At 71.6% G+C, this 23,251-nt stretch carries 18 protein-coding genes; 11 read left to right on the forward strand and 7 right to left on the reverse strand.

Translation table 11 applies throughout. The annotated features are described in order from the left end of the window. Window positions 1–209: 209 nt before the first annotated feature. From OO57_RS40415 to OO57_RS17390, 5 genes are all read left to right on the forward strand, one after another. A complete protein-coding gene (locus OO57_RS40415) occupies window positions 210–833 on the forward strand; it encodes a carbohydrate-binding module family 20 domain-containing protein (protein ID WP_063737585.1) in 624 nt (207 codons plus the stop codon). 203 nt (window positions 834–1,036) lie between these two features. Beyond that, complete coding sequence (locus OO57_RS17375) at window positions 1,037–1,321, forward strand: hypothetical protein (protein ID WP_158715145.1); 285 nt, start codon at window positions 1,037–1,039, stop codon at window positions 1,319–1,321. Between the two features lie 631 nt (window positions 1,322–1,952). Further along, window positions 1,953–2,369, forward strand: a complete 417-nt coding sequence (locus OO57_RS42640; protein ID WP_033253403.1) for a hypothetical protein — start codon at window positions 1,953–1,955, stop codon at window positions 2,367–2,369. After that, window positions 2,366–4,972 (forward strand): GH32 C-terminal domain-containing protein, encoded by a 2,607-nt coding sequence (locus OO57_RS17385; protein ID WP_051777831.1) that lies wholly within the window; start codon window positions 2,366–2,368, stop codon window positions 4,970–4,972. Before OO57_RS42640 ends, OO57_RS17385 begins: the two co-directional genes overlap by 4 nt. Before the next feature lie 195 nt (window positions 4,973–5,167). Further along, a complete protein-coding gene (locus OO57_RS17390; RefSeq protein ID WP_199811275.1) occupies window positions 5,168–6,178 on the forward strand; it encodes a LacI family DNA-binding transcriptional regulator in 1,011 nt (336 codons plus the stop codon). Window positions 6,179–6,244: 66 nt separating this feature from the next. Here the strand turns inward: OO57_RS17390 and OO57_RS17395 are convergent, their stop codons facing one another. The 7 genes from OO57_RS17395 to OO57_RS17425 form a co-directional block, all read right to left on the reverse strand. Continuing rightward, window positions 6,245–7,699 carry a glycoside hydrolase family 32 protein gene (locus OO57_RS17395; RefSeq protein ID WP_051777834.1) on the reverse strand — a complete coding sequence of 485 codons (1,455 nt, stop codon included), beginning with the start codon at window positions 7,697–7,699 and terminating at the stop codon, window positions 6,245–6,247. Between the two features lie 75 nt (window positions 7,700–7,774). Beyond that, window positions 7,775–8,680: a carbohydrate ABC transporter permease gene (locus OO57_RS17400; RefSeq protein ID WP_081973747.1), complete on the reverse strand. Its 906-nt coding sequence runs from the start codon at window positions 8,678–8,680 to the stop codon at window positions 7,775–7,777. Window position 8,681: 1 nt separating this feature from the next. Then, window positions 8,682–9,614: a carbohydrate ABC transporter permease gene (locus OO57_RS17405; RefSeq protein WP_033253405.1), complete on the reverse strand. Its 933-nt coding sequence runs from the start codon at window positions 9,612–9,614 to the stop codon at window positions 8,682–8,684. 75 nt (window positions 9,615–9,689) lie between these two features. Beyond that, window positions 9,690–10,991, reverse strand: coding sequence for an ABC transporter substrate-binding protein (locus tag OO57_RS17410; RefSeq protein WP_033253406.1), 1,302 nt, complete (start codon window positions 10,989–10,991; stop codon window positions 9,690–9,692). 95 nt (window positions 10,992–11,086) lie between these two features. After that, the gene (locus tag OO57_RS17415) at window positions 11,087–12,094 is read right to left on the reverse strand and encodes a LacI family DNA-binding transcriptional regulator (protein WP_234337375.1); all 1,008 of its coding nucleotides are present in this window, start codon (window positions 12,092–12,094) and stop codon (window positions 11,087–11,089) included. A 464-nt stretch (window positions 12,095–12,558) separates the two neighbouring features. After that, complete coding sequence (locus OO57_RS17420) at window positions 12,559–12,852, reverse strand: putative quinol monooxygenase (protein ID WP_033253408.1); 294 nt, start codon at window positions 12,850–12,852, stop codon at window positions 12,559–12,561. A 38-nt stretch (window positions 12,853–12,890) separates the two neighbouring features. Next, the gene (locus OO57_RS17425; RefSeq protein ID WP_033253409.1) at window positions 12,891–13,856 is read right to left on the reverse strand and encodes a carbohydrate kinase family protein; all 966 of its coding nucleotides are present in this window, start codon (window positions 13,854–13,856) and stop codon (window positions 12,891–12,893) included. A gap of 266 nt (window positions 13,857–14,122) precedes the next feature. Here OO57_RS17425 and OO57_RS17430 point away from each other — a divergent pair, with 266 nt between their 5' ends. The 6 genes from OO57_RS17430 to OO57_RS17455 all read left to right on the forward strand — a co-directional run bounded on the left by OO57_RS17430 (window position 14,123) and on the right by OO57_RS17455 (window position 23,239). Continuing rightward, window positions 14,123–15,148 (forward strand): sugar ABC transporter substrate-binding protein, encoded by a 1,026-nt coding sequence (locus tag OO57_RS17430; protein ID WP_033253410.1) that lies wholly within the window; start codon window positions 14,123–14,125, stop codon window positions 15,146–15,148. A 125-nt stretch (window positions 15,149–15,273) separates the two neighbouring features. After that, a complete protein-coding gene (locus tag OO57_RS17435) occupies window positions 15,274–16,269 on the forward strand; it encodes an ABC transporter permease (protein WP_033253411.1) in 996 nt (331 codons plus the stop codon). Then, the gene (locus OO57_RS17440) at window positions 16,269–17,108 is read left to right on the forward strand and encodes an ATP-binding cassette domain-containing protein (protein ID WP_033253412.1); all 840 of its coding nucleotides are present in this window, start codon (window positions 16,269–16,271) and stop codon (window positions 17,106–17,108) included. Before OO57_RS17435 ends, OO57_RS17440 begins: the two co-directional genes overlap by 1 nt. Before the next feature lie 61 nt (window positions 17,109–17,169). Then, window positions 17,170–18,192, forward strand: a complete 1,023-nt coding sequence (locus OO57_RS17445; protein ID WP_033253413.1) for a LacI family DNA-binding transcriptional regulator — start codon at window positions 17,170–17,172, stop codon at window positions 18,190–18,192. A gap of 161 nt (window positions 18,193–18,353) precedes the next feature. Further along, a complete protein-coding gene (locus tag OO57_RS17450) occupies window positions 18,354–20,897 on the forward strand; it encodes a glycoside hydrolase family 32 protein (RefSeq protein ID WP_033253414.1) in 2,544 nt (847 codons plus the stop codon). A gap of 287 nt (window positions 20,898–21,184) precedes the next feature. Further along, window positions 21,185–23,239, forward strand: coding sequence for a glycoside hydrolase family 32 protein (locus OO57_RS17455; protein ID WP_051777836.1), 2,055 nt, complete (start codon window positions 21,185–21,187; stop codon window positions 23,237–23,239). Window positions 23,240–23,251: the final 12 nt, after the last annotated feature.

The raw sequence follows: 23,251 nt of genomic DNA on the forward strand, positions 1-23,251 counted from the left end.
CAGAACTCCAAGGAGGGTAGATTTTCGGCCAAACGATCTCCCCGGTTCCGGCGTCACGCACCCGCCGGGCCCGCCCGGCGCGGACCTGGAAAACCCTGACGACCAGCCAGTTCACGTGGAATTCAAGCCGAGTTCACTCCCCCGGGCATCAGTCTGAAAAAGTTTTCATCAAATTGCGCAAGGAGGTGGCTCCCGGCCAGGCTTCAGGCATGACGAACCCGTTCTCCCGCACCCGCGTCTCACGTCCGTTCGTTCTCGCCGCCGCCGGAGCGGTCGGCCTCCTGGCGCCACTGGCCGCCGCGCCGTCCGCCTCGGCCACCGAGGGCACCGCGCCGCCGGCCTGCGTGCAGTACTACTCCAGCTGGCGCTACACCCAGGTCGCCAACAACTGCTCCACCGCCGTCAGCATCAGCGTCCAGTACACCAACGGCCAGAGCAGCGCCTGCCAGACCGTCCAGCCCGGCGCCTGGGCCACCTTCGACGGCTACGGCACCGACATGAACTACGTGACGGGCCTGCTGACCTGCACCCCCGCACCCGTGGCCGCGGTCTTCCACGCCACCGCCACCACCACCTACGGACAGAACCTCTACCTCTCGGGCGACATCGCCGAACTCGGCGGCTGGGACCCGGCGAAGGCCCTCCCGCTGACCACGGACGGCACCAGCTACCCGGTCTGGACCGCCAACCTGCAGCTGCCCGCCGGCACCCCGATCGCGTACAAGTACCTCATCAAGAACCCCGACGGCACCGTGATCTGGGAGAGCGGCGACAACCGCACCGCGACCACCCCGGCCACCGGCTCCTTCACCGCCGACGACACCTGGCGCTGACCACCGGCCCGAACGGCGCGGGGCAGTCGGGCAGCACACCTGCCCGACCGCCCCGCGCCGTCATGCCGTGACGGCCACGACGCGCACCGCCCCGCGGACTGCGCCGCCGCGCCGCAGTGGCGCAACGCGGTGGAGACGGCACGGTCGCGGAGGGCGGGCGGGCAGCCGGCTCCGGCTTCGGGCGGCCGGTGCACCCGTGCGCGGTGAGCATGGTGGTCGAGCACGCGGACTTCCCCGAACTCGTCCTGGACGGAACGAGGTTGGATCCGCCCGGCCCGCCCCAGGACGAGCAGGCCGCCCGCGGCGTCCTCGTCACCACCTCCCGGCACGGCAGGTCCAGCCGGGAGACCGCCCACCGCAACGGCCGGTGCCTGGACCTGGTCGACGGCCGCAACCCCACGGCCCTGCGCCTCGAACACCTCGGCATCGACGCCCTGATCGGGCTCCCGGAGCTCCCGCCCCGCCGACAGTCGGGCGATGTCACCTGACGTTCGTCGCCACAGGGACAGACCCAGTCGCGTCACCGCATGAACGTACAGGCATGCCCGGGAGCCCCTCTGAGACCGGGACGCGTACTCTTCCCGCACTGCACAGCACGTTGCGGGTCGAGGAAGGTGCTGTGCAGGCCGGTCGGCCACGGCCCCGTCAGACGATGGCCGTCCTGGTCCTCGACGACAGTCTCGCCCCACCGAACCGGACGGGCGTTCGGCCCTCCGGTGCAGAAGCACGCCTCGGCAGTGTTCTTCGTCAGCGACGGACCCGTTGCGTCGGCGCCTCCACCGGCCTCCTGCAGTAGCGGTCACCGGCCGCGAGGCGGGGCTTCCCGTCTTCGCGCACGCCGGTCTGATCATCGCGGCGCTCTGGTACGCGCGCTTCGACCTGAGCACCAGACGCGCCGTCCCGACCGGAGGCCGGGCAGGCCTGGGCACGGCACAGCTCGGCGACAGCAGCCCGCACACGGCAGAGCTAAATCGAATTACCAAGCTATCTGACGCCCCATCAGTCATAACGAATGGGCAAACAGTCGCGCCAAGGCACTTGTATTAGCAAGCGCGACGCCACCAGCATCGGCGGCCATGGAGATTCGATTTAGCACGCCAGAAACGCGGAGGGAACCTCGTGCGTAGACACTCGGCTCCACCGGGGCGCAACGTCGTCCTGCGCCTCCTGCTCGCGCTGCTGTTCTGCCTGCCCATGGGCTCGGTGCTGACCGCCCACCAGGCCGTCGCCGCCACGGGCGACCTGGTCAATCCGGGGTTCGAGACGGGTGACCTGAGCGGGTGGACCGCCACGGGCAACGCCTTCCAGGGCGGTGCCACCTCGGAGACCGGCTGGGGCTGGGGCTGCTGCTTCAACCAGCAGGGCACCTACCACCTGTGGGGCTTCAAGTGGGACGCACGCGACCGCATCGGCCAGCAACTGCGCATCAAGGTCGTCGACCAGGCCACCGGCGGCTGGGGCCACATCAACCTCGACGACGTCCGCAACGGACTCGACGCAACGGACTCGACCAGCCCGGTGCCTCGGTCCTGGTGAACCCCGGGTTCGAGACGGGTGACCTGTCGGGGTGGACGGCGACGGGCAACGCCTTCCAGGGCGGTGCCACCTCGGAGACCGGCTGGGGCTGGGGCTGCTGCTTCAACCAGCAGGGCACCTACCACCTGTGGGGCTTCAAGAACAGCCTGTACGTCGCCTTGACCACCGCCGACGGCACCGTCCTGCAGAAGACCACCGGCACGAACAGCGAGACGTACCGCCGCGTCACCTGGGACGTGCGCGACCGCATCGGCCAGCAACTGCGCATCAAGGTCGTCGACCAGGCCACCGGCGGCTGGGGCCACATCAACCTCGACGACGTCCGCAACGGACTCGACTCCGAGAACAAGGGGAAGAGCACGGTGGAGCAGGTCAGCCACCAGGCCGACCCGATCAGCTACGTGTTCAACAACGCGGTGTACAAGCCGAACAGCGACCCGCTGTGGCAGCCCGCCGCCGCCGGTGACGGCGCCCTGTCCGGCGCCCTGAAGTTCGACGGCTACTCGACCTGGGTCAGCCGCAGCGCCTCCTCCGTGCCGCTGTCGCCCGGCGGGCTGACCGTCGACACCTGGGTCGCTCCGCAGGGCTTCGAGTGGGGCGACGGCGGGAAGGTCTCGGCGATCGTCAACCAGCAGGACGCCGGGGCCCGCCTCGGCTTCTCCCTGGGGGTGGGACGCCACGGCGTGTGGAAGCTCGGTGTCGGCACCGGCGACGCCTGGCGGGAGGTCAGCGCCCCGCAGTCGGCCGCGCTCACCGTCGGCCGGTGGGCGCACCTGGTCGCCACGTTCGACTCGGCGCGCGGCACCATGACCCTGTACCTCAACGGGACCCAGGTGGCGCAGAGCGCCGTTCCCGCGGGGGTGAGCCTGCAGGCCGCGCAGGTGCCGCTGCTGATCGGGCGCCACAACCAGCCCGAGATCGTCAACGGGACCTTCGCCGTCAACATGTTCAGCGGCCTCATCGACGAGGTGAAGGTCTACGACCGGCCCCTGAGCGCCGCGGAGGTCGCCGACGGGCACGGCGCGACGCTGTCGACGTTCGCGGGCGGCGTGATCCCGGCCGCGCACCTGCCCCAGGACCGCTCGCGCTACGACGGCGACAAGTACCGCCCCGGGTACCACTTCACCGCCCCGAACCACTGGATGAACGAGCCGCACGCCCCGATCTTCGTCAAGGGCCAGTACCACCTCTTCTACCAGTACAACGAGCACGGCCCCTACTGGCACGACATCAGCTGGGGGCACGCGGTGAGCACGGACCTCGTGCACTGGCGGGACCTGCCGATCGCCCTGGCGCCCACCGCCGACAGCGTGGCGCCGGACGGCGTGTGGTCGGGCGGCGCCACCGTCGACAAGGACGGCAACCCGGTGCTGTTCTTCACCGCGGGCAACGACTCGCTCCACCCCAACCAGGCGGTCGGCACCGCGCGGCCGGTCGACCCCGACGACCCCGACCTGGTGCGCTGGGCGATGGACCCGCAGCTGGTCACCCAGCAGGACCCGGCCGCGAACGTCGGCGCCGGGCGCAAGGTCCGCGTCGGGGAGTTCCGCGACCCGAGCGTCTGGAAGGAGGGCGACACCTGGTTCGAGCTGGTGGGCTCCGGCGTCCAGACCACCGGTGGCGCCGACGTCGGCGGCACGGCGCTGCTGTACACCTCGACCGACCTGGCGCACTGGACCTACGTCGGCCCGCTCATGACGGGTGACGTCGGCGCCTACCCCAAGTCGGGCCAGGTGTGGGAGCTGCCCACCTTCCTGCCGATCGGCAAGGACGCCCAGGGCCGGCAGCGCAACGCGCTGATCGTGAACCCCTCGTTCAGCGGTCCGAGCCCCTACAGCAGCAAGAACACCCTGTACTGGGTGGGCACTTGGGACGCGGCGACCCGCACGTGGACGCCGGACAGCACCGCGCCGCGGATGTTCGACTACGGCGAGCACTTCACCGGCCCCAGCGGAACGGTCGACGGCAAGGGCCGGTCGCTGCTCTTCAGCATCGCCCAGGACCGCCGCACCGAGCAGGCCCACTACGACGCCGGGTGGGCGCACAACGCCGGGCTGCCGGTCGAACTGACCATGCGCCCCGACGGCGACCTCGGCATCCGCCCCGTGGCCGAGACCGCGGACCTGCACGCCGGAGCACCCCTGCTCGACGTGAGCGGCCCGACGGGCATCGCCGCCGTGAACCAGCAACTCGCCTCCGTCAAGGGCGACATGCTCCAGGTCCACCTGACCCTCGAGCCCGGGACGGCCCAGCGCTTCGGCCTGGACGTCCTGCGCAGCCCCGGCGACGAGGAGCGCACCAGGTTCTTCTACGACACCGCGAACGGCGGCACGTTCGGCGTCGACCGCACCAGGACCGGCAGCAACTCCGACGTCGACGGCAACCTCGGCGTGCAGGGCGGACCGCTCGTCCTCGACAACGGACAGGTCACCCTGGACGTCTTCGTCGACCGCTCGATGGTCGAGGCGTACGCGAACTCGTACAAGTCGATCACCACCCGGGCCTACGACGTCCGCAACGACTCCCTCGGCCTGCAGTTGTGGGGAGACGGCTCCGTCGTCCGGTCCATGACGGTCTGGAAGATGAACAGCATGACCGGCTGACCGGCCACCGGTCGACCAGGTGAGCGGCGCCGCACGCAACCGTGCGGCGCCGCTCAGCGGTCTGCCGCCGCCGGGTGGGCACCGACCGCGCAGAACTTGACAGACACCGCCGTTCCTCCGCATCGTCGCCCCCACGCGGGTTGCCGGAGGACCATCGCACAGGGGTGAACGACATTGACCGACCGACGGGTGACCATGAGCGACGTCGCTCGGCAGGCGGGGGTCTCGCAGACCACCGCCTCCTTCGTGCTGTCCGGGCGCACCGACATGCGGATCTCCGAGGCGGCCCAGGAGCGGGTGCGGGAGGCTGCCGCGGCGCTGGGCTACCGGCCGAACGTGACGGCGCGGAGCCTGCGCACCCGGGTCACCCGGACGATCGGGTTCGTCTCCGACGCCATCACCACGACCCCCTTCGCGGGCGAGGTGATCCGCGGCGCGCTGGAGGTGGCCCGGGCGCACGACCACCTGCTGTTCATCGTCGAGAGCGAGGGCTCGGCCGACACCGAGACGGCGCTGGTGAACGCCCTGGTGGACCGCCAGGTCGATGCCGTGGTCCTGGCGTCCATGTACACCAGGTACATCACACCGCCCAAGGACCTGCACGGTCGGCGGGTGGTGCTGCTCAACTGCCTGGCGCCGGGGTTCGACGCGCCGTCGGTGATCCCCGACGAGGTCGGGGCGGGCCGGGCGGCCGGGCGGGTGCTGCTGGCCGCCGGGCACCGGGACGGGGTCTGGGCGATCGGCGGTCACCAGGCGATCCCGGCGACCCCGGAGGGGACGTTCGCCGGCAACGAGCGGATGCGCGGGCTGCAGGAGGTGCTGCGGCAGGAGCGGGTGGCCCTGGACGGGGTCGTCGAGTGCGAGTGGAACGCCGAGGACGGCTACCGGGAGACCCGGGCGCTGCTGGCGGCCGGGCGGCGGCCGCGGGCCCTGGTGTGTTCGACCGACCGGCTGTCCTTCGGCGCCTACCAGGCCCTCGCGGAAGCGGGGCTCACCGTCCCGGAGGACGTCTCGGTCGTCTCGTTCGACGACCAGGACATCGCGTCGTGGCTGCGTCCCGCGTTGACGACGCTGGCGCTGCCGCACTACGAGATGGGCCGCACCGCGATGGAGCTGGTCCTCGGCGGGGAGCCGCTGGGCAGCGCGGTGCACCGGATCCCGATGCCGCTGCGGGAGCGCGGTTCGGTGGCCGCACCCGGGCGTTGACGCGCACGACGGCGGTGCCCCCGGCCCGGAGATGGGGTCGGGGGCACCGCCGTCGTCGTCGTGCGTTCAGTGCGCGGGCGCGGCCAGGGCCGCGGAGTGCTCGTGCGGGGCCGTCCGGCTGCCGGGGACGAGGTTCCACGCCTGCGCCTCGATGTGCACCGGGCCGAGGGTGTGCAGGTGCCAGGGCGGGGCGCCGGTGGGGTAGCAGCGCAGCGTGAGCGCCTCCCCGGTGGCGAGGAAGACCTCCACGACCGAGCCGTCGACGACGACGCGCAGGTCGACGCCGCTGCCGGGGTCGGTGCCGGGGGGCAGCGGCAGCCGGTACCGGCCGGGCCGGGCCCGGGGGTCGAGGGAGGCGTGGTCGCGGTCGACGACGAGTTCGCCCGCGGCCGGGTCGAGCGTGATGTCGAGGTGCTCGCCGGGGGCGGTGCTCAGGCGCAGCCCGCCGGGTTCCCGGGTGCCGGGGCGCAGCCGGGCGGTCAGGTCGAAGGCGGGGCCGACCTCCCCGAGGTCGAGGGGCTCCGGGCCGGCCGCCTGCTCGGGGAGGTGGACGGTGCGGGGGCCGCGGAGCCGGAGGACCTCCCGGGCGGGCTGCTGGTGGACCCGGCCGTCGGGGGTGAGGGTGACCTCGCGCGGGAGGGTCAGGGTGCCGGCCCATCCGGCCTCGTCGCTCCATGCGGCGTCGCGGGCCTCCCAGGACCATCCCCACAGCAGCCAGCGGCCGTCGGGGGCGGGCAGCAGGGCGGGCGCGTAGAAGTCGGGGCCGTGGTCGAGCGGGTGGTGCGCGGCGGGGGTGAAGGTGCCGTCGCTCTCGGCGCCGACGTAGGCCCGGACGTCGCGCGGGCCGCCGAGTGCGTCCCAGAGGCTGACCACCAGGACGCCCCGCGGGCCGAAGGGGGCGTACTGGGGGCACTCCCAGCCGGTCCAGCCGCCCGTTCCGGGAGCGTGGCCGTCGTCGTCGGTGAGGAACGGTCCGCGGAGCTCCCACTGTTCGAGGTCGGCGGACTCGTACAGGAACGCGGTCCCCCGGTCTCCTTCGACGCTGGCGCCGACGAGCATCCGCCAGCGGTCGCCCTCGCGCCAGACGTAGGGGTCGCGGTACATGGTGGCGCCGTCGGGGGGCGTGGGTACCAGCAGGTCGGGCCGCTTGTGCCAGGTGAGTCCGCCGTCGCGGGACTCGGCGGAGGCGACGGGCTGCCACCAGCGGTCGTTGCGGTGCGCGGAGTAGAAGGCGACCATGCGGGGGCCGTCGGAGACGGCGTTGCCGGAGTAGCAGCCGTCCGCGTCGTAGCCGCCGGGCGTCGGGGCCAGGGCGATCGGCTGGGGCTCCCAGGTGACGAGGTCGGGGCTGCGGTAGTGCCCCCAGTGGACCCGGGTGTGGACGGGCGCGTGCGGGTTGTACTGGAAGAAGACGTGGTAGTGGCCGTCGTGGAAGGCCAGGCCGTTGGGGTCGTTGATCCAGTTCCTGGGCGGCCTGAGGTGGACGGCGGGCAGGTGCGGGTCGGCGGGCGAGGTGGACAAGGGCGTCCTTCGAATGGGTGCGGACGGCGCCGGCGGGCGTCTCGGCGCGGCGTTCGGTCGGTGGCGGAGGGTGGGTCAGCCCTTCACGCCGCTGGAGGCGATGCTGTTGATGAAGGAGCGCTGGAAGGCCAGGAACAGGGCCAGCACCGGGACGGTGATCATGGTGGAGTACGCCATGATCTGGCCCCAGGAGACGTTCAGTTGGAAGAAGTACTGGATGCCGACCATGACGGGGCGCAGGTTCTCGTCCTGGACGACCATGAGGGGCCACAGGTAGGAGTTCCACATGGGCAGGAAGGTGAGGATGGCGACGGTGGCGACGGCGGGTCCGGACAGCGGCATGACGATGCGCCGGTAGATGCCGAACCAGCTCGCGCCGTCCATCCGGGCGGCCTCGTCGAGTTCCTTGGGGATGCTCTGGAAGTACTGGTGGAACAGGAAGACGGAGAAGGCGTTGGCGACGAACGGCAGGATCTGCACCCGGTAGGTGTCGAGCCAGCCTTCGGTGAGCGCCAGGTGGAAGCCGTTCAGCTCCAGCCAGGGCAGCTTGTTGACCCACCACACCAGCGGCAGGGCGAAGGTCTCGAACGGCACGATCAGGGTCGCGATGATGAGCACCAGCAGCAGCCGGCGCCCGGGCCAGCGCATCCGGGACAGGGCGAAGGCCGCGAGGCTGTTGACCACGATGCCCAGGACGACGGTGACGGCCGAGATGACGATCGAGTTGAGCAGGAAGCGGCCGGCCGGCACCCGGTCGAAGACCGCGGTGTAGTTGTCCAGGGACAGCTGTCCGACGGGCAGGAACGCCTTGATGCTGCCGAGGTCGGCGAAGATCTGCTGGTCCGGCTTGAACGACGAGATCAGCATGAAGACGACGGGGAAGACGAAGAGCAGGGCGAGCGCGCTGCGCAGCAGGTGCCCGGGGATGCGGCGCAGGGTCCGCCGCCGGGGGCCGGGGGCCGGGGTGGGCGTGGTCGCCATGTCAGTCCTTCTCCCGGGTGAGGAAGCGCTGGACGAGGGAGACGGCCAGCACGAGGACGAAGAACACCAGGGAGATCGCCGAGGCGTAGGCGGTCTGCTGCTGGTCGTAGCCGGTGTGGACGGCCTGGTAGACGACGGTGGTGGTGGAGTCCAACGGGCCGCCCTGGGTCATGACGTTGACCTGGGTGAACAGGCGCAGCGCGTCGATGGTGATGGTGATCAGGACGAAGGTGCGGGTTGCGCGCAGGCCGGGCCAGGTCACGTGGCGGAAGCGGGCCCAGCGGTCGGCGCCGTCGATGGCGGCGGCCTCGTGCAGGTCGGCGGGGATGGTCTGCAGGCCGGAGAGCCAGATGACCATGTGGAAGCCGACGCCCTGCCAGACGGACATGAAGATGATCGCGGGCAGTGCGGTGGAAGGGTCGTTCAGCCAGTCGGGGCCGTGCAGGTGGCCGAGGCTGAAGGTGTCGATGAGGTGGTTGACCAGCCCGGTCTTCTGGTAGAGGAACATCCACACGATGGAGATGACCACCATCGAGGTGACGACCGGGACGAAGTAGACGGTGCGGAAGAAGTTGGTGCCGCCGACCTTCGTGTTGACCAGCAGGGCCAGGGCCAGGGCGAGTCCGGCCTGCACGGGGACCACCACGGCCGCGAAGACGGCGGTGTTGAGCAGGGAGCGGAAGAAGACCGGGTCCTGGAAGAGCAGGGTGAAGTTGCGCAGGCCCACGAAGTGGGCGGGGGTCGGTGAGATCAGCCGGGCGCTGGTGAAGGCCAGGGCGAACGCCAGGACGACCGGGATGACGAAGAAGACCAGCAGCAGCAGGACCGCGGGGCTGACCATGCCGAGGGCGGTGAGGCGTTCGCGGCGGCGGGCCGCGGTGCGCGGGCCGCGGCCCGGGGGCCGGGCGCCTGCGCGCGGGAGGAGGGTGGTCACGGGGACTCCGGACGGGAAGGGGGGCTCCGGTGGAGCGGGGAAGGCGCCTCCACCGGAGGAGCGCGGGCGGGGCCGTCAGCCGGCGTAGTAGTTGTTGCTCTTCAGGTTCGCGTCGATCTGGTCCGCGGCCTGGGAGAGCGCCTTCTTCGGGTCGGCGCCGGCCAGGATGTCCTTGGCGGTCTTCTCGAAGACGGAGGAGACGTACGGGTAGGCGGGCGTGACGGGGCGCACCACGGCGAACTTGCGGGCTTCCTGGGTGAAGACCTCGTAGGGGCCGCCGGGCTGGTAGCCGGGGATCTGCGCGGAGGCGGCGGCGGTGGCCGGGATGGTGCCGGTGGCCTTGGCGAAGTCCACGAAGTACTGGGTCTTGCGCGAGAACTTCAGGTACTCCTGGGCGCCGGCCTTGTTGCCGCAGGTGGCGCTCATGCCCCACTGCCAGGAGGCGCCGCCGATCTTGGGGCCCTGTCCGAAGTCGACCGGGGGCAGGATCGCCAGGTCGTCGCCGAGCTTCTCGGCGTTCTTCGCCGCGTCCCAGCTGCCGTCCCACTCGATGGCGGACTTGCCGTTGAGGAAGTCGTCGTTGGGGCTGCTCCCGCCCTTCTGCGCCATGTACCCGTCGGTGACCAGGGAGCGGAACCAGGTGGCCCAGGCGACGGCCTCGGGGCCGTCGAGCGCGCCCTTGGCGCTCTTGTAGTCGGAGCGGTCGACGAGGTCGCCGCCGAAGCTCTGCAGCTGCGGGGAGTAGGCGTAGGGCCACCACTCGCCGCTGCCGCCGGTGCCCATCTCCAGCGGGTGCTCGAACGTGCCGCTCGCCTTGAGGGCGGCGAGGGCGGAGGTGAACTCGTCCGCGGTCCAGGGCCGGTCGATGGTGGGGATGCGGATGCCGTGGGCCTGCAGCACCGACTTGCGGGCGAACATCGTCAGTGCGACGTCGTAGTGGCCGAAGGCGTAGAGCTTGTCGTCGTAGGTGCCGACGGTGCTCGGCAGCTGGTCGGCGACCGCGGTCTCGCTGCCGCTCATGTCCAGGGGCGCCAGGTAGCCGCCCCAGGCCCAGTTGGGCACGTTGGGGCCGTCGGCGTCGAGGATGCACGGCAGCTTCCTGGCGGAGGCGGCGGCGACCACGGCGTCGTTGTAGGAGCCCTGCGGGAACGCCTGGATCCTGACCTTGTACTTGCCCTGGCTGGCGTTGAAGTCGTCGACGATCTGCTGGACGACCTTGTACTCGGCGGCGTTGCCCGCGTTGTGCGTCCACAGGGTCAGGGTGTCGCCGTCCGCGCCGGAGCCGGATCCGCTGCTCCCGGAGCAGCCGGCGAGCACGGTGGCCGCGGTGACGATGGCTACACTGGTGGCCGCGAGGCGCTTGGCCTTCGATCTCATGGTTTCTCCATTGTCATGGGGCGGGTCCTGGAAGGGCCTCGCCTGGCGACCGGTGTCGACGGTCGCCGTGGTGGTGTTGCTTCACCGTCCCGGGGTCAGAGCCGGGGCGGTGGGGCGACCGAGTCCCGGGGGACCAGCGGGCAGTGCAGCGTCTCCTGGCTGCGCGGGGCGCCCGCGGGCTCCGGTGCGTCGATCACGGCTTGGAGTTGTGCGATGGCCCGCGCGCCCATCTCGTAGTGCGGCAGCGCGACGGTGCTCAGCGCGGGGAAGAGGTTCTCGCTGATGAGTTCCTGGTTGTCGAAGCCGATCACCGACAGGTCCCCCGGGACGGTGAGTCCGAGTTCGGCGGCGGCCCGGTAGGCGCCCATGGCCATCCGATCGTTGAAGCAGAACAGCGCGGTGGGCCGGTGCGCGGTGCCGAGCAGCCTGCGCGCGGCGCGGTAGCCGCCCTGGGCGTCGGAGAGGTCGGCGGACACCAGGGCGGCGTCGAAGCCGATGCCGGCTTCGGCGAGCGCGCCGCGGTAGCCGGCCAGCCTCCCCGAAGTGGCCGGGATGTCGTCGGAGTTGGTGACGAACCCGATCCGCCGGTGGCCGTGGTCCAGCAGTTCCCGGGTGGCCGTGCGGCCGCCCTGCTCCTCGTCGGGGACGACCGAGGGGAAGGCCGGGTCGTCGGACCGGGCGTCCAGCAGGACGGTGGGCACCGAGCGCAGCTGCTCGGGCACCTCCACGGTCCGGTGGTACATCGAGGCGTACAGGATCCCGTCGACCCGGTGCTGGAGCAGCAGGTCGATCTCCTTCTGCTCCAGCTCGCGGTCGTTGCCGGTGTTCAGCATGAGCAGCAGCAGCCCGAGTTCGGCGGCCGCCTCCTGGGCGCCCTTGATGATCAGCCCGGCGTGCGGGGTGGTGGCGATCTCGTCGCTGAGGAACCCCACGGTGTAGGAGCGGCTCAGCCGCAGCCCGCGGGCCAGGTTGTTCGGGAGGTACCCCAGGCGCTCCGCGGTCTCCAGGACCAGCTGCCGGGTGTCGGGGTTGATCCGCTTGCCCTCGACCGCGTTGAGGATGTGGGAGACGGTCGTCGCGGACACTCCGGCGGCAGCCGCCACATCCTTGATTCCAACGCGCTTCATCATACCTGCCAAAACGTTTGGGCCATGTGGTGCGACGACGATCGCCGCATCCGGCGCCTGCTGTCAAGGGACCGTTACGCACTCGTGTCGGCCCGGTGCCCGAGCCGGTGACCTGCGGGCTTGCCCCGGGTGCGCCCCGGCTCCGGTCGACCCGAGTGCTCGCGGGCGCGCCCGGCCGGGATGAGCACGACGCGGACGCCCCGCGTCCGGCCCGGGTTCTGCCAAAACGATTTGGCACCTGCCGTTCAGCCTGTTCCCAAACGCCGGACGTGTCAACGGTCCGTGACGATTTCGTTCTCTCCCCGCCGGGAGCACGCGTTTCGACCGGCCCGGGCCACGGGGGTCGCGGCGTCCGCCCGCGCGGACCCTCACCGCGGGGCGGACGCCTCCTGGAGCGGTCGTGGACGGCTCGCTCCGGCTCGGCGGGCGGTCGGTGCCGCTCAGTCCGCAGGGGTCAGGAAGGTGAGGACGGAGGCGTCCTCCTCGATCATCGGCACCAGCCGGGCGTTGAACGGAGCCCCGTGCGGGGCGGCGAGGTGCGCGGCGAAGGCGGCCTCGTCGCGGTACTCCTCGAAGATCCAGTAGGCGCGGGGGTCGGACGCCTTGCGGTGGACGTCAAAGGCGAGGTTGCCGGGTTCGGCCCGCACCAGCAGGGCGAAGTCGGCCACCAGGGCGGCTACTTGCTCCTCGCAGCCGGGCTTCGCGGTGAACTCGGCCAGCAGGGTCTTCTTCACGGCTGTCGCTTTCGGTGAGCAGGGGCGGGGGGACGCCGTCACTGGGAGGCGGTGGCGGGGACGGACTCCAGCTGGTGCGCCCAGGGCGGGTTGGGCCCGGCGACCGAGCAGGTGTACGCGGCCACGCGGGCCGCGTACCGGCAGGCGTCGGCCACCTCGTCCGCGGTCAGCTGCTCCAGCCGGCCGCCCAACCGGCCCGCCAGGGCGAGGCGGTGGAGCAGGCCGGCGGTGAACGAGTCGCCCGCGCCGATGGTGTCCACGACCTCGGTCCGCGGCGCGGGGACGAGGACCCGGACGCCGTCGAGCGAGGCCAGCGCGCCGCGGCTGCCCAGGGTGACCACCACCAGCCGGACCCCGGCGAGGTGCCAGGCGTCGCAGGCACGCTCGGGGGTGGCGCCGGGCATCAGCAGCTCCAGGTCGTCCGAGCTCAGGCGCAGGATGTCGGCGAGCGCGCACCAGCGCGGCAGCCGCTGCCGGTAGACGGCCGGATCGACCAGCAGGGGGCGGACGTTGGGGTCGATCGAGACGGTCGCGCCGCCGCGGGCGCGCAGCAGCGCCTCCTCGATGCGCTCGTCGCCGGGGGCGCGGACCAGGGCGAGCGAGCCGGTGTGCAGGCAGGCCGCGTCCTCGGGCCGGGCGGCGGCGAGTTCGGCCCCGGTCCACTGCCAGTCGGCGGTGGCCTCGGCGTGGAAGGAGTACTGGGCCTGGCCGTGCGCGTCGAAGGTGGCGATGGCCAGGGTGCCGGGCTCGCGGGCGGCGACGGCCCCGGAGAGGTCGACGCCGGAGGAGGCGAGGTGGCCGCGGAAGAGCGCGCCGAAGGCGTCGGAGGAGATCCGGCCGAGGAAGCGGGTGGGGGTGCCGAGCCGGGCCAGCGCCACGGCCGTGTTGGCCGGTCCGCCGCCGGGCAGGACGCGCAGGGCGAGCTCGCCGGGGCGGGGCTGGAGGACGTCGGCGAAGGCGTCGGCGACGCACTCCCCGAGGACGGCGATCGGGCGCTGGGCCATCGTTGCGCCTTTCGGATTCTAGGAAGGACAAGGGCGAACCGGACGCTCTGGGGCCCGGCGGACCGGCCGGCCGGTTCTTCGCCGGACGGTGCGGGTGATTGCGGCCGCGTTACCCAGTCGTTACGCGGAGGGGGCTTGTGGCCCGGGTTGCGCAGACTTCATCATCACTCCCAAGCCGATGTCAACGATGACATAAGTCAACGATGACATTCCCGACGCAGCTGATACCCGCCCTGTCCACCCGGGCCGCACCCCCAGGAGCCACCATGTCCCTCGCCTCTCGCACCACCCTGACCAGAACCGCGGCCGTCGTACTGGCCGGTGGTCTGGCGCTCACGCTGACCGCGTGCGGCTCCGGCTCGAAGGGCTCCGCCGACGCCGGTTCCTCCGGCGGTGCGGTCAAGGTCGGCCTGATCACCAAGACCGACACCAACCCGTTCTTCGTGAAGATGAAGGAGGGCGCGCAGAAGGCCGCCAAGGAGAACAACGTCACGCTGAGCACCGCGGCGGGCAAGTTCGACGGCGACAACGCGGGCCAGATCGCGGCGATCGAGAACATGGTCGCCGCCGGGGTCAAGGGCATCCTGATCACCCCGAGCGACTCCAAGGCGATCCTGCCCGCGATCAAGAAGGCCCGGGACAAGGGCGTCGTGGTGATCGCCCTCGACAGCCCCACCGACCCCACCGACGGCACCGACGCGCTGTTCGCCACCAACAACGAGAAGGCCGGCGAGCTGATCGGCCAGTACGCCAAGGCCACGATGGCGGGCAAGAGCGCCAAGATCGCCACCCTGGACCTCGCGCCGGGCGTCGCCGTCGGGCAGCTGCGCCACGACGGGTTCCTGAAGGGCTTCGGCATCGCGGAGGGCGACCCGTCGGTGGTCTGCTCCCAGGACACCGGCGGCGACCAGGCCAAGGGCCAGACCGCGATGGAGAACTGCCTGCAGAAGGCGCCCGACGTCAACGTCGTCTACACCATCAACGAGCCCGCCGCGCTGGGCGCCTACACCGCGCTGAAGGCCAAGGGCCGGGAGAAGGACGTCCTGATCGTCTCGGTCGACGGCGGCTGCACCGGCACCCAGGCCGTCAAGGACGGCAAGATCGCCGCGACCTCCCAGCAGTACCCGCTGGTGATGGCGTCCGAGGGCGTCAAGGCCATCGCCGAGTACGCCAAGTCCGGTGTGAAGCCCATCGGTTACACCGACACCGGCGTCAACCTGGTCACCGACGAGCCGCAGACCGGCGTGGAGGCCAAGGACACCGCCTACGGCCTGGAGAACTGCTGGGGCTGATCCGCGCCCCGCCGAACCGGCGGTCCGGGCCGGATCTCCTGCCCCGACCCGGCCCGGACCGCTCCCATCCGTCGTGACGCCGACCGTTCGGCGCTCCCGATCCGCTTCACCGGCAAGGACCTTCCATGACCACATCCACCGTCCCGTACGGAAACCTGACCGGGCCGTCGAGGCTGCGGCGGCTGGCGACGGCCCCGATCGCGGGCCCGCTCGCCGCGCTCGTCCTGGCCTGCGCCTTCTTCTCCCTGATGACGGACCAGTTCCTGTCCGGCGGGAACTTCTCCCTGATCATCCAGCAGGTGATGGTGGTCGGTGCGCTGGCCGTGGGGCAGACGCTGATCATCCTGACCGCCGGCATCGACCTGTCCTGCGGCGCGGTGATGGCCTTCGGCTCGATCATGATCGCGAAGATGGCCGCCGAGGGCACCGTCCCGCCGCTGGTGGCCGTCGCCCTGGGCCTGGCGGTGTGCGCGGGCTTCGGACTGCTCAACGGCCTGCTGGTGAAGCTGATCCCGCTGCCGCCGTTCATCGTGACGCTCGGCATGCTGAACGTGGCCTTCGCGCTGACCCACATCTACTCGAACGAACAGACCGTCAGCGACCTGCCCCGTGCACTGACCTTCCTCGGTGAGACGTTCCCGCTCGGCGACACCGACGTCACCTACGGCTCACTGCTCGCCCTGGGCCTGTTCGGCCTGTTCGCCTACCTGCTGAGCAGCACCTCCTGGGGCCGCCACGTCTACGCCCTGGGCAACAGCCCCGAGGCCGCCCGGCTCAACGGCATCCGCACCGGCCGCCTCACCATCGGCCTGTACGCGATCGCCGGACTGGTCTACGGCGTCGCCGCGCTGCTGCTGATCTCCCGCACCGGCGTCGGCGACCCGCAGGCGGGACAGACCGACAACCTCGACAGCATCACCGCCGTCGTCCTCGGCGGCACCAGCCTGTTCGGCGGCCGCGGCAGCGTCCTGGGCTCCCTGATCGGCGCCCTGATCGTCGGCGTGTTCCGCAACGGCCTGCAGCTGATGGGCGTCGCCTCCATCTACCAGACCCTGATCACCGGCGTCCTGGTCATCCTCGCCGTCACCGTCGACCAGATCTCCCGGAAGAGGATCCGCTGATGAGCACCGCCACCACGGCCACCCCCGTGATCCAGGCCCGGGGCCTGGTCAAGCGCTACGGCCACGTCACCGCCATCGACGGCGCCGACTTCGACCTGCTGCCCGGCGAGGTGCTGGCCGTCATCGGCGACAACGGCGCGGGCAAGTCCAGCCTGATCAAGGCGCTCACCGGCGCCGTCACCCCGGACGAGGGCGAGATCCGCCTCAACGGCGAGGTGATCCGCTTCAACGGGCCGCAGGACGCCCGCGCCCACGGCATCGAGACCGTGTACCAGGACCTCGCGGTGGCCGCCTCGATGGACATCGCCTCCAACATGTTCCTCGGCCGCGAACTGCTCCGGCCCGGCCCGCTGGGCAGCGTCCTGCGGATGGTGGACAAGAAGCGGATGCGCGAGGAGGCCGCCGCGCACATGGCCGACCTGAAGATCGGCCTGCGCTCGCTCACCCAGCCGGTGGAGACCCTCTCCGGCGGCCAGCGCCAGGCCGTCGCGGTGGCCCGCGCGGTCGCCTGGGCCCGCAGCGTCGTCGTGATGGACGAGCCCACCGCGGCCCTGGGCGTCAAGGAGTCCGGCCAGGTCCTCGACCTGATCCGCCGGGTCCGCGACAAGGGCCTGCCCGTCATCCTGATCAGCCACAACATGCCGCACGTCTTCGAGATCGCCGACCGCATCCACGTCCACCGGATGGGACGGCGCGAGGCCCTGATCAAGCCGTCCGACTACTCCATGTCGGAGGTCGTGGCGATCATGACCGGTGCGCTCACCGTCGACGGGGACGGCGGCGGTACTGTCGTGGCGGACGAAGCCGCCGCGAAGGCGGCCGGCGTCCGCCCGAACTGACCAGACCGGGCCCCGCCCGCCGCGGCGGGGCCCGGGCCCGACGAAGCCGGAACGGTGGTCCATGGCCTCGCCCCGTCGCACGACGCTCGCCGACGTCGCCCAGGAGGTCGGCGTGAGCGCCAAGACCGTCTCCCGGGTGCTCAACGGCGACGGGCCGACCTCCCGGGAGACCCGGGAGAAGGTCATGGCAGCGGTCGAGAAGCTCGGCTTCCAGCCCAACCTGATGGCCCGCAACATCCGCGTCGGCGGCCCGGACAGCACCGTCGGCCTGATCATCCCCGACATGGGCAACCCGTTCTTCGGCTCCGTCGCCGGGGGCATCGAGAGCGCGGTGCGCGAACGCGGACTGACCCTGCTGATGGGCTCCTGCGCCGACGACCCCGCCCGCGAACGCGCCCTGACCGCCACCTTCCTGGCCCGCCGGGTCAGCGCGCTGATGGTGGTGCCCACCGTCGGCGCCGACCACGCCCACCTGCGCACCGCCCGCAGCAACGGCCTGCCCGTGGTCTTCCTCGACCGCCCCGGCACCGGACTGACCGCCGACAGCGTGGTCAGCTCCAACCGGGACGGCGCCCGCGAGGGCACCGCCCACCTGATCGCCGCCGGACACCGCCGCATCGCCTTCGTCGGCGACCGCCCCGCCACCCTCTACACCCGCCGCGAGCGCCTCGCCGGCTACCGCGAGGCCCTCGACGCGGCCCGACTGCCGTACGACCGCTCGCTCGTCCTCGACGGCCACACCGAGGCCGAGGCCGCCGACGCCGTCCAGCGCGCGCTGCGCGACCCGCAGCCGCCCACCGCGATCCTCGCGGCCAACAACTTCGCCGCCATGGGCACCGTCCTGGGCACCACCCGGGCCGGCCGGCGCGACGTCGCCCTGGTCTCCTTCGACGACCTGCCCTTCGCCGAGGTCCTGGAGCCCGCCATCACCACCGTCGCCCAGGACCCCACCGCCATCGGCACCGCCGCGGCCGAGATCGCCCTGGCCCGCCTCGACGGCGACCGCACCCGGGCCCGCACCGTCACCGTCCCCACCCGCCTCATCCCCCGCGGCTCCGGCGAACTCCCGCCCACCGCCCGGTAGTTCCGCACCACCACGGACCGCACCACCAACGACCGCTCACCCTCGGCGCCCGTCGTCGCGCCGCCGTGCCCGCGCCCAGCCGTGCCCCGGTGCCGCCGTGCCCCGCCGTGCCGCGAGCGCGTCCCCCACCCACCCCGCCCAAGCTCTGTGAAGGAGCTCGCATGCGCGCGTCCCGACCCACCCGCCGCACCTCGCTGGCCGTCCTGGCCACCGCCGTCTGCCTCGGCCTGACCGCCGGCTCCCCCGCCGTGGCCGACACCGGGCAGTTCCAGGAACAGTACCGCCCCCAGGTGCACTACACCCCCGCGCAGAACTGGATGAACGACCCCAACGGGCTCGTGTACTACCAGGGCGAGTACCACCTCTTCTACCAGTACAACCCGAACGGCAACTCCTGGGGCGACATGTCCTGGGGCCACGCCGTCAGCACCGACCTCGTCCACTGGAAGGAGCTGCCGCTGGCCATCCCCCGCAGCGAGGACGAGATGGTCTTCTCCGGCAGCGTCGTCGTCGACGCCGACAACACCTCCGGCCTCGGCACCCGCGCGAACCCCGCCATGGTCGCGGTGTACACCAGCGCCTACAACGACGGGCGGCAGGCCCAGTCGCTCGCCTACTCCACCGACCGCGGCCGCACCTGGACCAAGTACAGCGGCAACCCGGTGCTCGACATCGGCTCCCGCGCCTTCCGCGACCCGAAGGTCCAGTGGTACGCGCCCACCCGCAGCTGGCTGATGACCGTCTCCCTGGCCGACGAGCACAAGGTGGAGTTCTACACCTCCGAGGACCTCAAGTCCTGGTCCCTGCTCAGCGAGTTCGGCCCGGCCGGGGCCACCGGCGGCGGCTGGGAGTGCCCCGACTTCTTCCCCCTCGCCGTCGACGGCGACCCCGAGCACGTCAAGTGGGTCATGGTCGTCAACATCAACCCCGGCGGCATCGCCGGCGGCTCCGGCGCCCAGTACTTCGTCGGCGACTTCGACGGCACCACCTTCACCCCCGACGACAACGGCTCCTACACCCCGCCCGCCGGCACCGTCCTGCAGGACTTCGAACAGGGCGGCTACGGCACCTGGACCACCACCGGAACGGCCTTCGGCACCGCACCGGCCACCGGCCCCCTCCCCGGACAGTCCGCGATCACCGGCATCGAGGGCACCGGCCACGCCAACAGCTTCCACGACGGCGACAGCAGCACCGGCACCCTCACCTCCCCCGCGTTCACCGCCACCAGCGACTACCTCAACTTCAAGGTCGGCGGCGGCAACCACCCCCACAACCCGGACGCCGTCACCGACCCGCAGCCCGCCCCCACCGGCACCGTCCTCGCCGACTTCGAGGGCGACACCTACGGCGACTGGACCGCCACCGGCACCGCCTTCGGCACCGGACCGGCCCGGGGCACCCTCCCGGGCCAGATGGACGTCTCCGGCTACACCGGCCACGGCCTGGCCAACAGCTTCCTCCAGGGCGACGCCACCACCGGCACCCTCACCTCCCCCGCGTTCACCGTCGACAAGAAGTACCTCGACTTCCTGATCGGCGGCGGCACCCACCCCGCCAACTCCGACTCCCCCACCACCGTCGAACTCGTCGTCGACGGCAAGACCGTCCGCAGCGCCACCGGCAGCAACAACGAGCACCTCGACTGGGCCTCCTGGGACCTGTCCGACCTCCAGGGCAGGACCGCCCGGGTCGAGATCGTCGACCGGAACACCGGCGGCTGGGGCCACATCAACGTCGACCAGATCGTCCTGTCCGACACCCAGGTCAAGCCCCGGTCGAGCGAGACCGCCGTCAACCTGATCGTCGACGGCCAGGTCGTGCAGAGCGCCACCGGCTCCGACAGCGAAACCCTGGACTGGGCCTCCTTCGACCTGCGCCCCTACCAGGGCAAGCAGGTCCAGGTCCAGATCGCCGACCTCAACACCGGCGGCTGGGGCCACATCATGGCCGACCGGTTCACCGCCGCCGACGCCCCCGCCCTCTCCACCCTCCAGCGCGCCCACTGGGTCGACTTCGGCAAGGACTTCTACGCCGCCGTCACCTACAACGACGCACCCCGCGGCCAGCGCACCATGATCGGCTGGATGAGCGACTGGCAGTACGCCGGCAACACCCCCACCACCCCGTGGCGCAGCGCGCAGAGCCTGCCCCGCAACCTGCAGCTGCGCACCGTCGACGGCCGCCTCCAGCTCACCCAGCAGCCGGTCCAGTCGCTGAACACGCTGCGCCAGGGACCGGCCGTCGCCCTGAACCACCGCACCGTCGCGGCCGGCACCACCGCCCTGCCCTCCCGCGGCAACGGCAAGGCCCTCGACATCGACGCCGTCTTCTCCCCCGCCGACGCGGAGAAGTTCGGCCTCAAGGTGCGCACCGGCGCCGGCCAGGAGACCGTCATCGGCTACGACACCGCCGACCAGCAGCTCTACGTCGACCGCACCGAGTCCGGCGCCGTCGACTTCGACCCCAACTTCCCCGGCGTCCAGACCGCCCCGCTCAAGCCCGGGAAGGACGGCAAGATCCACATCCGGGTGGTCGTCGACTGGTCCTCCGTCGAGGTGTTCGGCGGCCAGGGCGAAGCCGTGATCACCGACCAGGTCTTCCCCGACCCCAGCAGCCAGGGCGTCCAGCTGTTCGCCGAGGGCGGCTCCGCCCGCCTCGACAGCCTCAAGCTCTGGCACCTCGGCTCCTACTGGAGCGAGTAGGAGCCCCGTGCGGGGCGGGCCCGAGGGTGCCCGCCCCGCACGGTCCCCCTCCCGACCCCGCACGGCCCCCTCCGGCCCCGTCCTCGCACGGGCACCGGGTGCGTCCCGTCCGATCCGGAGACCGGGACCGGCCGTATCCGTTCCGGCCTCCGCCGAGTGAACTCCGCGCCATCCCCCACCCCGCGGCCTGCCCCACCGCGCCACCCCCACCGCGGCACGCCGCTCCCCAGGACCCACCCGCACGGGCACCCCACCCGCCCCGGGGGTCCGGACCCGAGGAGACCCACATGCGCGACCGAACCGTCACGCACCACCGCTCCAAGCGCCTGCTCGCCCTCTCCGCCGCCGCCGTCCTCGGCCTGGCGCTCCTCGCGCCCTCCGCCGACGCGCAGACCTCGTACACCGAGACCTACCGGCCCCAGCTGCACTTCTCGCCCGCCCAGAACTGGATGAACGACCCCAACGGCCCGATCTGGTACAAGGGCACGTACCACCTCTTCTTCCAGTACAACCCCTCGGGGAACACCTGGGGCAACATGTCCTGGGGACACGCGACCAGCCCCGACCTGGTCCACTGGACCGAGCAGCCGATCGCCCTCCCCCAGGACGCCGACGAGATGGTCTTCTCCGGCGGAGTCGTCCTCGACAAGAACAACACCACCGGCTTCGGCACCAGCACCAACCCCCCGCTGGTCGCGGTCTACACCAGCAACCGCAAGGCCGACGGCGTGCAGGCCCAGTCGCTGGCCTACTCCACCGACGGCGGCACCACCTGGACCAAGTACGCCGGCAGCCCCGTCCTCACCATCGGCTCCCAGAACTTCCGCGACCCCAAGGTCTTCTGGAACGCCCGGACCAACAGCTGGCTCATGACGGTCGCCCTGTCCGCCGACCACAAGGTGAGCTTCTACTCCTCCCCGAACCTGAAGACCTGGACCAAGCTCAGCGACTTCGGACCGGCGGGCGCCACCGGCGGCCTGTGGGAGTGCCCGGACCTCTTCCAGCTCCCGGTGGACGGCGACCCGGCGCGCACCAAGTGGGTCCTGGTCGTCAACATCAACCCCGGAGGCCCCCAGAACACCTCCGCCGCCCAGTACTTCGTCGGCGACTTCGACGGCACGACCTTCACCCCGGACGGACCCGCCACCTCCACCCCGCCCACGGGAACGGTCCTCGCCGACTTCGAGGGGAGCGCCTACGGGTCCTGGACGACCACCGGCACCGCCTTCGGCACCGCCCCCGCCCAAGGCACCCTCCCGGGCCAGCAGAACGTCACCGGCTACCTCGGCAAGGGACTCGTCAACTCCTTCCTCCAGGGCGACGCCACCACCGGCACCCTCACCTCCCCCGCCTTCACCGTCGACAAGCCGTACCTGAACTTCCTGGTCGGCGGCGGCAACCACCCCAACTCCCAACCCAACCCCACCACCGTCAACCTCCTGGTCGACGGCGCCGTCGTCAGGACCACCACCGGCAAGGACAACGAAGCACTCGACCAGGCCCAATGGGACCTGCGCAGCCTCGCCGGCAAGCAGGCCCGGATCCAGATCGTCGACAACAACACCGGCGGCTGGGGCCACATCAACGCCGACCAGTTCACCCTCACCGACACCCCCGCCCAGAACCAGGCTGCCAACGTCCACTGGATGGACTACGGAGCCGACTTCTACGCCGCCACCTCCTTCAACGACGAGCCCGCCGGCCGACGCGTGGTCATCGGCTGGATGAACAACTGGCAGTACGGAGGGAACATCCCCACCTCCCCCTGGCGCAGCGCCGACTCCCTGCCCCGGGAGCTCTCGCTGAAGACGGTGGACGGCGCCCCGCAGCTGGTGCAGGTGCCGGTCGAGGAACTGGAGCAGCTGCGGACGGGGACGGTCGGCACCGCACCGGCGACGGCCGTCGCGGCCGGTGCCGACGTACCCCTGAGCACCCAGGGCGCCCTGCTCGACATCACGGCCACCCTGCGGGCCGGCACCGCGCAGGACTTCGGCATCAAGGTCCACACCGGGGGCGGCCAGGAGACCCGCATCGGCTACGACACCACCACCCAGGAGCTGTACGTCGACCGGACGCGCTCGGGCGACTCCTCCTTCGGCGGGAACTTCGCCGCCGTGCACCGCGCACCGCTCAGCCTCGACGCCGACGGCAAGCTGCAACTGCGCGTCGTCGTCGACACCTCCTCCGTCGAGGTGTACGCGGCGGACGGCCGGGTCGTCATGACCGACCAGATCTTCCCCAACCCCGCCAACAACGGCGTCTCCGCCTACGCCACCGGCGGCATCGCCTCCCTGGACGCCTTCAGCGCCCAGAAACTGAACTCCATCTGGGCCGACCGCTGATCCCACCGCCCA

Origin of the sequence: Kitasatospora phosalacinea (assembly GCF_000717185.1) — a bacterium.
GTDB lineage: Bacteria > Actinomycetota > Actinomycetes > Streptomycetales > Streptomycetaceae > Kitasatospora > Kitasatospora phosalacinea_A.